Origin of the sequence: Ideonella sp. (genome assembly GCF_041287625.1) — a bacterium.
In the GTDB taxonomy this organism is placed as follows: domain Bacteria; phylum Pseudomonadota; class Gammaproteobacteria; order Burkholderiales; family Burkholderiaceae_C; genus Ideonella.
Genome location: NZ_JBGGNH010000018.1, coordinates 71,994 through 85,000, shown reverse-complemented (window position 1 = coordinate 85,000; position 13,007 = coordinate 71,994). Strand labels below are relative to the sequence as shown.

The window sequence follows — 13,007 nt, the reverse complement described above, 5'->3', positions numbered from 1 at the left end:
CGGCTTCCAGGGCGGCGCCGGCGCGGCGGCCAGTGCCCTGAGCCATGCCGCCAGCGGCAACGGCTCGGCCATGGCGATGTCTTCCGCAATGGGCGGGCAAGGCGGTGCCGGCAACGCCGGTGCTGGCGGTGGCGCCGGGGGCAGCGTGAAGCTGGTGAATGCGAGCACCGGCAGCAGCGCCGGTTCGCTTATGCTGACGCAGCAGGCCTATGGCGGGGCGGGCGGCAGCAGCGACAGCGCCGCCGCGGGCGATGGCGGCAAGGCGGCCAGCAAGCTCAACCTCACCGACACGCAGGCCGCATCGGTGCAGGTCTTCCTCGGTGCCAATGCGGGCAGCGGCGGCAGTACCGACACCGGCAAGGCCAAGGCCGGCGGTGCGGCGAATGCCAGCGGCAAGCTGCGGGCGGCGGGCGATGCCTCGCTGAATGTCAGCGCGTCCGGCGGCTCGGGTGGCAGCGGCGGCCAGGGGGCGAGTGGTGCCGCGGGCCGGGCCGGTACCGCGAGCGGGGACGTGACGAGCACCGGCGAGCACATGGCCACGGTCAGCGTGGATGCGCGAGGCGGCAGTGGTGGCGACGCTGCGGGCAGCGGCCACACCGCCGGCGCCGGCGCAGCCGGCACGGTGACGGCGCATGGCGCCAGCGACAGCGGCACGGTCAACGTCTATGCCGCAGCGGCGGGTGGCACCGGCGGCTCCGGTTATGACGGCGCCGCTGGCGGTGCGGGTGCGGCACAAAGCGTCAGCAATGCCGTTGCCGGCAGCAGCAGCGGCGCGCTGACGCTGACGCAAAACGCCAATGGCGGCAGCGGTGGCTTCTCCGCCAGCGCCCAGGGTGGCGCGGGTGGTGCGGCCAGCAACAGCCTGAGCCTGGCGCTTGCCGGCAGCGGCTCGGCCATGGCGCAGCTCGCCACCTCTGGCGGCACCGGCGGCGGCACGATCAACGGCCAGGCCCAGGCCGGTGGCGCGGCCAGCACCACGCTGTCGCTCCAAAGCGCGGCCGAGCTGAGCCTGTATGGCGACGCGACTGGCGGCACCGGCGGCAGCGCGGGCGGTGACGGCAACGGCGCCGTCGGCGGTGCGGCCACGGTCCAGGCGAGCGGCAAGACCAGCGGCGCGGCCGCGCTGTACATGCAGCACACGGCCGTTGGCGGCGACGGTGGCAACGCCACCGGCCAGGGCCGCATGGCGGGCGCGGGCGGCGCTGCCTCTCTGGCCGTCTCAGGCAAGGCGGACAGCGGCTCGCTGAGCCTCACGGGCGAGGCGCGGGGTGGCAACGGGGGCGCCGGCTCCGGCGGCGCGCAGGGCGGCAACGGTGCCAGCGTGGCGCTGAAAAACAGCGTGGGCGGCAACACCCGTGGCCTGCTCTCGCTCTCGCAGAGCGCGGTGGCTGGCAGCGGCGGTTCGTCCGACTTCGAGCAGGACGGGGTGGGCGGCGCGGCGAGTTCGAAGCTGCAGCTCACGCAGCACCAGGCCAGCGCGCTGAGCGTGGCCGTCAACGCCTACGGCGGCAGCGGCAGCATCGGCGGCGAGGCCAGCGCGGGTGCCCAGCTGTCCGACGATGCTGCCGGCGCACAGCTGAACGCCACGCTGCTGGCCAGCGGCGGCACCTCGTTTGGCAGCGACCGCGGCGGCAAGGCCACGGCCATGCTGACCGGCAGTTCTCTGGCCCACACGGTGCTGAGCGCCGAAGCCACGGGCGGCAGCAGCTTTGGCGGCCTGGCGGGCAACGCCAAGGCCGAGGTCACGGCCATCACCACGGCCGATGGCGGCTTGGCGCAAGCCGTGGCCAAGGCCACTGGCGACGGTGCCAATGCCACGGCGGCCACGCAGGGGCTTGGGGCGGCGGACCTGTCTTCGGAGGCGATTGCCAACGGCCGCAATGGCATTGCCACGGCCATCAGCACGGCGATCAGCACGGCCACGATGGGCGGCGCGAACGTCACCAACACCGCCACTGCGGCGACCAGCGGCGGTGCGCGCAGCACGGCGGCCAGCACCCACAACGCGGCCCAGGGCTTCACGCTGCCCAACCTCTCCGGTGGCAGCAACGGCTTGCAGGCCTTTGCCAGCAGCAATGGCCTGCCCAGTGCGGCCACGCTGAACGGCGTGCTCGCGACCCGGCCCAAGGTGGCCGCGGCGCTGGGCAGCGGCAGCAGTGTGCTGGGCCTTGGCGTGATGGGGGCCAACTACGGCGCGGCGGCGGTCGGCAGCAAGACCTACAGCGCCAGCGCCAGCTACAGCTTTTCGCTGGCCAGCAGCAGCAGCCTGACGCTGGGCCTGCTGGGCATGACCGGCTACAACGGCGGCTTCAGCGCGATGAGCTTCACGGTCGTCAGCGGCACGACAACCTTGGCCAGCAGCAGCTTCACCAGCTTCGCCGCTGCGCAGAGCTATTTCACCGACCATCCGCTGGCGCTGGGCACTTTCCAGGCCGGCGCCAACAACCTGGTCGTCAGCTTCAGCCTCACGGCCAGCGCGGCCAAGGGTGCCGATTTTGCTTACCTGCTGGCGGCCAAGCCGGTATCGTCGGCGCTCGGCGTGGCAGGCAACACCGGCACCAGCAGCGCGCGCCGTTCGCCGCTGTGGGCCGAGCGCATGCCGGGCTTCAAGGCGGGCCTGGCCGGCCTGCGGCCGACGCTGGGCGGCGCGGCATTGACGAGCCGGCTGGCGCCGCCGACGGAAACCGAAGCCAACGCCGGCGGTCGCAGCGTGCGCGCGCTGCCGGTGATGGGCGGACCCCGCATGGGAGATCGACACTGAGCACGCATCGCATCGGCAGCCGCATCGGCATTCGCATCTTTTGCCGGCCACTGGCCCTGGTGGCCTGCCTGGCTGGCCCGCTGGCCGCCTGGGGCCAGGGTGCCCCCGAAGCACCCACGCCGGAAGGCCTGGCGCCCGCGCCGGAGGCCAACCCGCCCGGCCTGGCACCTCCGCTGTACCAGCCGCAGGCCTGGACCGCCGGGCCGTTCCAGGTCACGCCGCAGCTGGGCCTGGCCTACGGCAGCAACAGCAACCTGCGGCTGCAGCCGACGAAGCCGCTGTTCAGTCATTTCCATGCGTGGATGCCGGGGCTCAGCATCGTGCTGCCAGATGGTGACCAGCGCTACGAACTCAGCACCCGCGCCGAGATCACGCGCCAGCTCGACAGCCCGCAGGACAACACCACCAACGCCGAGCTGGCGCTGGACGGGCTGAACCTGCTGGACGAGCGCACCGCGCTGGCCTGGCGCGCAGTGCTGCAGGACTGGCACGACGTGGTCGGCGCCGGCAGCGACGACACCGCGGACCACTTCCGCGCCCATGCGCTGGCCGGCGTGCTGCGGCACGACAGCGAAGACGGGCTGCTGCGCCTGGAGGCCGAGTTCACCAGCTCCGCAAAGCGCTATCTCAATCACCGCGAGCAGACCGCGCAGGCCGACATGCACACCCGCCAGGCGGTGCTGCGGGCGCAGCACCTGGTGGCACCCGGCGTGCGCGTGGGCGCCGAGCTGCGCGACACCCACACCCGTTATCCGCTGGAGGCCTATGCGGCCGACAACGGCGACCGGCGTTGGTATGCCACTGTCAGTTTCGAACCGACCCAGGCAGGCATGCCGTGGCCGCTGCCGCCGCTGGGCGCCCCGGTGTCCTCAGCGTCGGCCGAGCCTGCGGAACCGGCAGCCGCCGATGCCACGCCGCCCATGCCGGAACCGTCGGATTGGCCCGGCCTGCCGATCAGCGGCACGCTGAAACTGGGCAGCGAGCACAAGGGCTTCGAGGCCTACGCGCCTTACCAAGGCTACAACCGCCGCGGTTGGAAAGGTCTGAGCTGGGAAGGCGAGTTGCACTGGCTGTTCGAAGGCGGCCACCAGCTGGACCTGGGCCTGTCGCGCGGCGCCAGTGACGCGCCGGGCGATTTTGTGGATTACCAGATCACCAAGCGCATCCAGCTCGGCGGCTCGTTGCGCATGTCCGAGCGCCAGCGGCTGTCGGTCTCGGTCAGCCGCGCCGATGCACGCTACCGCGGCGACCCGTTCCCCCTGGTTGACCCGGAGGGGTTTCCGGTGATTCCGCTGCTCGAGCGTAACGACCGGTTGGACACCGCCGATTTCGCCTGGCGCTTCGACTTGGCGCGCAATTGGCAGCTGGGTGTCAACCTCGGCTGGGCCCGGCGCCAGTCCACGCTGCCGTTTGCCGCGTTCATCCGCCGCATGAACTCGCTGACGCTGACGGCCAACCTGTAGCGCAGCTTCAGACCGCGCCGCGCGCGGCCAGGTTGGCGTCGCTCGCGTCGGCCATGTCCAGTTCCGCCAGCGCCTGCCAGCGCTCGCGCGCCAGTTGCAGCAGCAGCACCGCAGCCAGCACCGGCACCGCGTAGAAGAACGGCGTGCTCCATTGCTGCAGCGTGGCCTCGGACTGGCCCAGCCAGCCGGCCAGCATGTCCAGGTGGCTGCGGGCCACCATCAACAGCAGCAGCGGTGCGAAGACCTTGCCCCAGCGCGCCAGCACCGGGTGCGCGGCGCGAAGCACCATGCCGCCGGCCAGCAGGAACAGCGCCGAGCCGATGAAGATCAGCGAGTAGAAGATCTGCGCAATCGGCAGCGCGGCGCCCAGCAGCGCCTGGTTCGCAAACATCGGCACCCACAGCAGGTTCATCACCGCCAGGCCCAGCGCCAGCTTGCGCGCGCGGCCGGAGGCGTGATGGTCTGAAAAGCCTGCGGGGTCGCTGGCGCGGCGCAGCGTGAAGGGCAGCAGTGAAATGAAGACCAGGCCGTAGAAGGCGTCGATCAGCATCGTCTTCGGGTAACCGATGCTCTCGATGGCAATGCCTTGCCAGGTTGCGCTGTACGAGATGGTCAGGTTGAACATCGCCATGTAGGCGGTGAACTGGGTGCCGGCCACGCGCGGGTTGGTCACGTCCATGTAGAGCGCGGTGGAGGCGCTGTACATCAGGCCCTGGAACAGGCCATAGCTCAGCACCGCGGCCCAGTAGGCGTTGATCAGGAAGGGTGTGACCGCGGGCCGGGTGGCACCCGCCGCCATCGGCATGATCCAGCCATGCTGCTGCAGGATGAACATCATGATCAGCACCGGCACGCTCATCAGCGCGACGTAGGTGCCAAGCGAGCGGCGGCGGCCCCAGCGATCGGAGATGAAGCCGCCCAGCAGGTTGCCGCCGGCTCCGAAAACGGTGGAGCTGAGGTTCAGCCAGGCGATCTGGTCATCGTCCATGCCCAGCTCGACGGCCAGGTTGCTCTGCAGCGCCAGGCCCAGGCACATGGCGCCGGGCGGCAGCAGCGACATCGCCAGCCCGGCAAAGGCGCCGCGCGTGCCGAGGAAGGAGCGGAAGGCGGTGATGGAGAACTCGCGCATCTCGGCGAAGGCCGCGGCCATGGCCGAGCCGGCGGCCTTGATGCGCGCCGGGCCCGCCGCCTCCTTCAGTGGCAGCACGACCAGCGCCGTCACGGCCAGGATGCAGGCCGAGACAAAGAAGTAGGTGGACTGGAAGCCGAAGTAGCCGCCGAGGAACAGCGAGCCGCTGCCGCCGATCATCTGGCCGATGTTGGCACCAGCGAACATCATGCCGTTGGCGGTGCCGCGCTCGTTTTCCTTCAGCGTGTTGACGGCCAGCGCGTCGATGGCCACGTCCTGCATCGCCGCGAAGGTGTTGTGCACCAGCAGCACGATGGTGAACAGCGCCAGCTGGTCCGGCAGCTTCAGGCCCACCAGCGACAGCAGCGTGACCACCATGATCAGCTGCGTGCCCAGGATCCAGCCGCGCCGCCGGCCCAGCCGCTCGGACGCGAACACGTCGATGATGGGACCGAAGGCCCACTTGAAGGCCCAGGGCAGGTAGAACGAGCCGACGAAGGCACCGATCTCCGCCGGACCCACGCCCTGTCGCCGCAGCTGCGTGGCCACCGCGGTGGCCGCGAAACCGAGCGGAATGCCCTCGGTCATGTAGAGGAAGAAAAACGCGGCCAGGCGGCCGCGGGAGGTGGCGAAGAGATTGGGCAGGCGCATGGGGGAGCCGGGGTGAACAACGGGCGACGCGACTCTACCCGCAATCGCCGTGCCGGCGGGCCCGGGTCGGCCCGTGGTGGACAGGCCGCGGACAGCCCAATCCAGCGGAGATCAGCGCTCGGTGAACTCGCGCATGAACCAATCCTTGAGCATCTGCTTCTCGTAGCGCAGCGGGTCGGTGCCACCGGCCAGGCGGGCGTTGGACAGGTAGTCGGTGTCGATCAGCCGCACTTCGCCGCTGCGCAGGCCCACGCCGTTGGCGTCGCTCAGCTGGTAGCGCAGCTCGATGCGCGGCCAGGTGTGCGAACGCAGCACGCGGATCATTTCCTGCCGTGGGCCGACCGGCTCCAGCTGGCCGGCCAGGTCCACGTCGACCACGTTGATGACCAGCCGGCGGTCGCCCAGCAGCTTGTCGCCCAGCGTGCGCAGGTAGTCGCCCAGCGGCTTCTCGACATCGGCATTGAAGCCATTGGCATCGCGCACGTCGCTCATTGCGCGCGGATCCGGGAAATAGGCCTCGACCACGCCGGCCTGGGCCAGGGTGAACCAGGCACCGCAGGCCAGGCCCAGCAGGGTGGCGCGAACGGGCCGAACGATGGGGCGGGCATGTGCAGGCGACATGGCAAATCCTTTGACTACAGCGGCAAGGTCTGGGGGCAAGGCGCGGGCCGGCTGTTGGGGGCGTGGCGCGGCCAGTGCTGGCAACGCGCCAGCATCATGCGGGGTTGTCTTCGTCCGGCACTTCGTCGACCCATGCGCCCATCAGGGTGTAGGTGATGGCCAGCACCACCGGGCCGAGGAAGATGCCGATCAGGCCGAAGGCGAGCAGGCCGCCGACCACGCCGGTGAAGATCAGCAGCAGCGGCAGGTCGGCGCCCTTGCGGATCAACCAGGGTCGCAGCACGTTGTCCATCGTGCCGACCAGCAGTGACCAGACGAACAGCGCGATGGCCCAGCCGGTGTGGCCCTTCCAGAGCAGCCAGCCGCAGGCCAGCAGCAGCACCGGGAAGGGGCCGATCTGGGCAATGGTCAGCACGAACATGATGGTCGTCAGCAGCGACACGCCGGGCACGCCGGCCACCAACAGGCCCAGCCCGCCCAGCAGCGCCTGCGCCACCGCGGTGATGACGACACCCAGCGCCACGCCGCGCACCGACATGGCGGCCAGCTGCACCATTTCCACACCGCGTGGCCCGGCCAGCCGGCGTGCGAAGCGGCGGCACAGGTCGGCGGCCGATTCGGCATGCGCGTACAGCACGCCGCAGATCAGCATCGTCATCAGGAACTGCAGGCCGATCATGCCCAGCGCGCCGGCCTCGGACAGGATGTTGCGCGCCATGCTGCCGGCATAGGGACTGAGCTTGGCCAGCAGCGCGCTGGCACCAGCCTCGGCCGATTCGCGCCACAACTGGGCCAGCCGCACGCCTACCACCGGCAGCTCGGCCACCCAGTCCGGCGGCGCGGCCAGCTTTTCCAGCGGCAGCGAGCGCACCCACTCGACCGCCTCGTCCGCGTGGTCTACCAGCGTGACCAGCGCCGCGGTGATGGGCACGAAAAACAGCAGCAGCAGGGCGACCAGCATCAGCCCGACGGCGAGCGTGCGCCGGCCCTTGAGCCGGGCCTCAAGCCGCACCATCAGCGGCCAGGTCGAGACGACGATCATCGTGGCCCAGATCAACGGCGCGATGAAGGGCCGCAGCACCCAGACCCCGGTGGCGATCAAGGCCAGCAGCGCCAGGATGGAAAGCAGTTGGCGCGGCAGATCCGAAGAGCGGGGAGCGTGCATGGCGGCGACAGTCGTTGCAGACGCCGCAGTATCGGGCAAGCGCCAGCAGTCGTCCTGCGCCCGCGGCGGCGGGTGGCTGGCGTCCCCCGAAAAGCGAAAAGGCCGCCACGAAGGCGGCCTTGGGTCAGGCCATGCGCCGGCCCTTGATCAGAAGCTTTCCCAATCGTCGCTGGGACCGGCGGCAGGCGGTGACGCAGGGCGCGAGGCGACAGGCTTGCCTGCTTCGGCCTTGGGCGCGGCCGGCGTTGCAGTCGTCGTTGCCGGCTTGGCAGCCGGCGCCGGGCGCGGCGCGGCGGCGCTGCGGATGGCCTGCTTGGCGGCCACGTGGTGGGCTGGCGTTGCCGCGGGCGGCAGGACGGCTTCACCGCCCAGCCGGAAGGTGCCAACCAGGGTCACCAGCTTGGCGGCCTGCTGCTTGAGGCTGTCGGCCGCGGCGGCGCTCTGCTCGACCAGTGCGGCGTTCTGCTGCGTCACCCGGTCCAGCTGCGTCACGGCGGTGTTGACCTGGCTGATGCCGTCGTTCTGCTCGCGCGCTGCGGCGCTGATTTCGCCGATCAGGTCGGCCACGCGGCGCACCTGGGCGACGATGTCGTCCATCTGCGTGCCGGCGTCGCCCACCAGGCGCGAGCCGGTCTCGACCTTCTCGACGCTGGCGCCGATCAGGCTCTTGATCTCCTTGGCGGCTTCGGCGCTGCGCTGCGCCAGGCTGCGCACTTCGCCGGCCACGACCGCGAAGCCGCGCCCTTGCTCGCCAGCACGCGCTGCTTCCACCGCGGCGTTCAGCGCCAGGATGTTGGTCTGGAAGGCAATGCCGTCGATGGTGCCGATGATCTCGCCGATCTTGTGGCTGCTGCTGGTGATCTCGTTCATCGTGCTGACGACCTGGCCCACCACTTCGCCGCCGCGTGTCGCCGAAGCGCAGGCGGCGGTGGCCAGCTGCGAGGCTTGCTGGGCGGTGTCGGCACTGGCCTTCACGGTCGAGGTCAGCTCCTCCATCGAAGAAGCGGTTTCTTCAAGGTTGGCGGCTTGCTGCTCGGTGCGCTGGCTCAGGTCGGCGTTGCCGGTGGCGATCTCGCTGGAGCCGGTGGCAATGCTTTCGCTGCTCTGGCGTACCTGCTTGACGAGCTCGGCCAGGCGTTCGGCCATCGCATTGAGCGCCAGGTTCAGTGCGCTGACCTCGTCACGGCCATCGGCCGGCAGGCGCATCGTCAGGTCGCCATCGGCCACGCGGGTGGCCAGGCTCAGCGAGGCCTGCAGTGGCGTGGTGATCGAGCGGGTGATCAGCCAGGCCAGCACGCCTGCAATCACCAGTGCGGCAACGGCAAACGAGATGGTGGCGATGCGCGAAGCCTCGTAGCCCTGCACCGAGTCGGCGCGCGCGTCGGCTGCGCCCTTGCGGTTGAGCGCCATCATGGCCTTGTGGGTCGCGAGCAAGGCCATCAGCTTGTCGTTCGAGTCGCCGGTGGCGATCACTGCGCTCAGCACCCGGCTGGTCTCGGATGCTGCCAGCAGCTTGTTGTCAACCGCGACATAGGCCTTCCACTGCGCGTCCAGCTGCTTTTTCAACTCGCCTTCTTCGGGCGAGGAAACCAGCTTGTCGTAGGCCGCCAGCAGCGCCGGGATTTCCTTCTCCACGGCCTGGTCGCGCATCGCGCGGGCCTTGTTCTTGTTCTCGACGTCAACCACCAGCACATGGCGCAGGCTGGCGGTTCTGGCGTTGGAGATGAGCGCGTCCAGCTCGCTGAGCGTGGTCACGCCGTGCAACCAGTTGTCGGTCACTGCCAGCACGTTTTCCTGCACGGCGCTGAGCTTGGCCAGCGCCATGCCACCGGACAGCAGCAGCATCGCCGCCATCAGGCCGAAGGCCAGCCGCAGCCGGGTCCCGATCTTCCAATGTCTCATCTTGTTCACTTCGTGGAACCTCCAAAAAAGCCGGATGTCTCCATTCGCGTGCATCGCTGACGCGCGCCCCGCCCGGGGTGTGGCGGGTTCGACCTCCGTTTATCGACGCTTTCGACGCGAGGCTGAAGCTGGATCAGCGGCCCAAATCCGGACCTTTCTGGCAGGTGCTGCTAAAACCCTCGGGCGCATGCAGACAGGCCCCATGGCAGGCCGCTTTGGGTCATCATGGAGGCTGTGGATTTCCACAGCCTCCGCAGACCCATTGCCCGCCATGAACAAGACCACCAGCACCACCGGCCGCCGGCCGCCGGCCGCCCCCAGCCTCGCCAACCTGCCGCCGCAGGCCATCAGCGAAGAGGTGCTGGTCGAGAAGTACGCCAAGGGGGACGAGCGCAGCGTCGACGAAGTGCGCGCCCGCATTGCCAATGCGCTCGCCGCCTGCGAGCCCGCTGCGCAGCAGGCCCACTGGGCCGCGCGTTTCCTGGATGCCCAGCGCCGCGGCTTCGTGCCGGCCGGCCGCATCAATTCCGCTGCCGGCACCGCGCTCAGCGCCACGCTGATCAACTGCTTCGTGCAGCCGGTCGGTGATTCGATTGCCAGTGAAGAAGACGGCGTGCCCGGCATCTACACCGCGCTGACCGAAGCTGCCGAAACCATGCGGCGCGGCGGCGGCGTCGGCTACGACTTCTCGCGCATCCGCCCGCGCGGTGCCTGGGTCGGCTCCACCCAGTCCAGCGCCTCCGGCCCGATCAGCTACATGCGCGTGTTCGACCGCTCCTGCGAGACGGTGGAGTCGGCCGGCTCCCGCCGCGGCGCGCAAATGGGCGTGCTGCGCTGCGACCACCCCGACATCGAGGAATTCATCCACGCCAAGGACCAGGGCGATCTGAAGAACTTCAACATCTCGATTGCCGTCACAGATGTCTTCATGGAAGCCGTGCAGACCGGCGGCGAGGTCGAGTTGCTGCACCGCGCCGAACCGGGCGCCAAGCAGAAGGCGGCAGGCGCCTACCAGCGCGGCGACGGTCTGTGGGTCTACCGCCGCGTGCCAGCCCGCAGCCTGTGGGACCAGGTCATGCGCGCCACCTACGACCACGCCGAACCTGGCGTGCTGTTCCTGGACCGCATCAACCAGGACAACAACCTCAGCTATTGCGAGACGATCGCGGCGACCAACCCGTGCGCGGAGCAGCCCTTGCCGCCTTACGGCTGCTGCTGCCTCGGCTCCATCGACCTGACCCACTTCGTGGCCGAGCCCTTCGAGCCCGGTGCGCACTTCGACGCAGTCGGTTTCACCGAGGTCGTGAAGGTCGCGACGCGCATGCTGGACAACGTGCTGGACGTGACCGTCTGGCCGCTGCCGCGCCAGCAGGAAGAGGCGGCCAACAAGCGCCGGGTGGGGCTGGGATTCACTGGCCTCGGCAATGCGCTGGCGATGCTGAACCTGCGTTACGACACCCCTGCGGCCCGGGACATGGCGCGGCAGATCAGCGAGATCATGCGCGACGGCGCCTATGACGCCAGCGTGGACCTGGCCCAGGAGCGAGGCGCCTTCCCGCTGTTCAATGCGGACCTGTACCTCTCGCGCGGCACCTTCGCCTCGCGGCTGCCGCAGGCGGTGAAGGACCGCATCCGCAAGCACGGGCTGCGCAACTCGCACCTGCTGTCCATCGCGCCCACCGGCACCATCAGCCTGGCTTTTGCCGACAACGCCAGCAACGGCATCGAGCCGGCCTTCAGCTGGACCTACACGCGCAAGAAACGCATGCCCGACAGCAGCTTCAAGGAGTACGCGGTCGAGGACCACGCCTGGCGCCTGTTCCGCCACCTGAAGGGCGCCGACACGCCGCTGCCCGAGGCGTTTGTCACCGCGCTGGAGATGAGCGCCGAGGCGCATGCGCTGATGGTCGCCGCGGTCGCACCCTGCATCGACACTTCCATCAGCAAGACCGTCAACGTGCCGGCCGACTACCCCTACGTCGATTTCCAGGACCTCTACATGACGGCCTGGAAAAGCGGCCTGAAGGGCCTGGCGACCTACCGGCCGAACGCGATCCTCGGCTCGGTGCTCAGCGTGGAGCCCACGCCCAGCGCCACGCCTGCACCGCTCACGACGATCACCACCGACGGCGCGAACCAGCGCCTGAAGCTGGAAAAGCTGCCCAAGCCGGTGCTCACTTCCTTGCGCTGGCCTGGCCGACCGGAACTGCGTGGCGGCAATCCGGCCTGGAGCTACATGATCCAGCACCCGCACGGCGACTTCGCGCTGTTCGTTGGCGAACTGCCAGCCGAGGCCGGGCCGGATGGCGGGCTGTTCGGCCGAACGCTGCCGTTCGAAGTCTGGGTCAACGGGGCCGAGCAGCCGCGCGGCCTGGGCGCGCTGGCCAAGACGCTGTCGATGGACATGCGCGTCAACGACCCGCAGTGGCTCAAGCTCAAGCTGGACGCGCTGGCCACCGTCGCCGAGGAACGCTCGTTCGAGATGGCCTTCCCGCCCAGCGGCGAGAAGCGGTTGTTTCCCGGCGTGGTCGCCGCGACGGCCAGCGTGATCCGCTGGCGCTGCGAACAGCTGGGCGCGTTGCAGGATGGCCCGACGCCGGTGCTGGACGCCATGTTCAGCCGCGACGAGCCGCGCACTACCACGGCCGGCACGCTGGCCTGGGCGGTCGACGTGGACAACCCGGCCACTGGCGAAGCCTTCACGCTGACGCTGAAGGAAGTGGCGCTGGCCAGCCCGGATGCGCCGGCCGGCTACGTGACCCGGCCCTGCGCGCTGGGCTTCTCCGGCAACTACCCCCGCGCGTTCGACGGACTGGCGCGGCTGTTGTCGCTGGACATGCGCGTCATCGACCCGGCCTGGATCGGCATGAAGCTGCGCAAGCTGCTGAACGTCGGCGAGCCGCTGGGCCATTTCATGGCACCCATCCCGGGACAAAAACGCCAGCAGGTCTGGCCCAGCACCGTCGCTTACGTCGCCCGCTTGGTGATCCACCGCTACGCGATGCTGGGCGTGCTGGACGAAGAAGGCTTCCCGCTGCGCGAAATGGGCATCCTGGCCTCGCCGTTGCCACGCACCGCCGCGGCCGACAAGGTCGTCCCGATGGCCGGCAAGCCGTGCCCGGAATGCGGCAATGCCACGATGATCCACAAGGACGGCTGCGATTTCTGCACCGCGTGTGGTTACGTGGGGCAGTGCGGCTGAGTTGGACTGAGGGGATGTAAGACGTCAGACAACTATCCCCATGCGGGAAACTTCGTAGGGAATTCGCGAGGGCTCTGGAACCATCGCGGCCTGCCGACTTGGCAGGTCACCTG

The 13,007-nt window shown here is 69.7% G+C and carries 7 protein-coding genes; 3 read left to right on the top strand and 4 right to left on the bottom strand.

Going from position 1 to position 13,007, the window contains the following annotated elements; all coding sequences use genetic code 11:
• Both ACAH41_RS07225 and ACAH41_RS07220 read left to right on the top strand, forming a co-directional pair.
• The coding region (locus ACAH41_RS07225; RefSeq protein ID WP_370538237.1) for a beta strand repeat-containing protein at positions 1-2,761 on the top strand (2,761 nt) is incomplete at its 5' end.
• Between the two features lie 59 nt (positions 2,762-2,820).
• Positions 2,821-4,224 (top strand): hypothetical protein, encoded by a 1,404-nt coding sequence (locus ACAH41_RS07220; RefSeq protein WP_325652086.1) that lies wholly within the window; start codon positions 2,821-2,823, stop codon positions 4,222-4,224.
• Positions 4,225-4,231: 7 nt separating this feature from the next.
• Here ACAH41_RS07220 and ACAH41_RS07215 read toward each other — a convergent pair whose 3' ends face one another.
• The 4 genes from ACAH41_RS07215 to ACAH41_RS07200 form a co-directional block, all read right to left on the bottom strand.
• Complete coding sequence (locus ACAH41_RS07215; RefSeq protein ID WP_325652084.1) at positions 4,232-6,004, bottom strand: MFS transporter; 1,773 nt, start codon at positions 6,002-6,004, stop codon at positions 4,232-4,234.
• A gap of 111 nt (positions 6,005-6,115) precedes the next feature.
• Positions 6,116-6,625, bottom strand: a complete 510-nt coding sequence (locus tag ACAH41_RS07210; RefSeq protein WP_325652083.1) for a DUF3016 domain-containing protein — start codon at positions 6,623-6,625, stop codon at positions 6,116-6,118.
• Positions 6,626-6,719: 94 nt separating this feature from the next.
• Positions 6,720-7,790, bottom strand: a complete 1,071-nt coding sequence (ydiK, locus tag ACAH41_RS07205; RefSeq protein ID WP_325652081.1) for an AI-2E family transporter YdiK — start codon at positions 7,788-7,790, stop codon at positions 6,720-6,722.
• A 147-nt stretch (positions 7,791-7,937) separates the two neighbouring features.
• On the bottom strand, positions 7,938-9,692 hold the full coding sequence (locus ACAH41_RS07200) for a methyl-accepting chemotaxis protein (protein ID WP_325652095.1): 1,755 nt from the start codon (positions 9,690-9,692) through the stop codon (positions 7,938-7,940).
• Between the two features lie 271 nt (positions 9,693-9,963).
• Between ACAH41_RS07200 and ACAH41_RS07195 the strand changes: the two genes are divergently transcribed.
• Complete coding sequence (locus ACAH41_RS07195; protein WP_325652080.1) at positions 9,964-12,894, top strand: adenosylcobalamin-dependent ribonucleoside-diphosphate reductase; 2,931 nt, start codon at positions 9,964-9,966, stop codon at positions 12,892-12,894.
• Positions 12,895-13,007: the final 113 nt, after the last annotated feature.

What these genes read in the sequence shown, in the direction of transcription:
- ACAH41_RS07215 (WP_325652084.1), bottom strand. Translation starts at nt 6,004, where the DNA reads ATGCGCCTGCCCAATCTCTTCGCCACCTCCCGCGGCCGCCTGGCCGCG.
- ACAH41_RS07210 (WP_325652083.1), bottom strand. Translation starts at nt 6,625, where the DNA reads ATGTCGCCTGCACATGCCCGCCCCATCGTTCGGCCCGTTCGCGCCACC.
- ydiK (WP_325652081.1), bottom strand. Translation starts at nt 7,790, where the DNA reads ATGCACGCTCCCCGCTCTTCGGATCTGCCGCGCCAACTGCTTTCCATC.
- ACAH41_RS07200 (WP_325652095.1), bottom strand. Translation starts at nt 9,692, where the DNA reads ATGAGACATTGGAAGATCGGGACCCGGCTGCGGCTGGCCTTCGGCCTG.
- ACAH41_RS07195 (WP_325652080.1), top strand. Translation starts at nt 9,964, where the DNA reads ATGAACAAGACCACCAGCACCACCGGCCGCCGGCCGCCGGCCGCCCCC.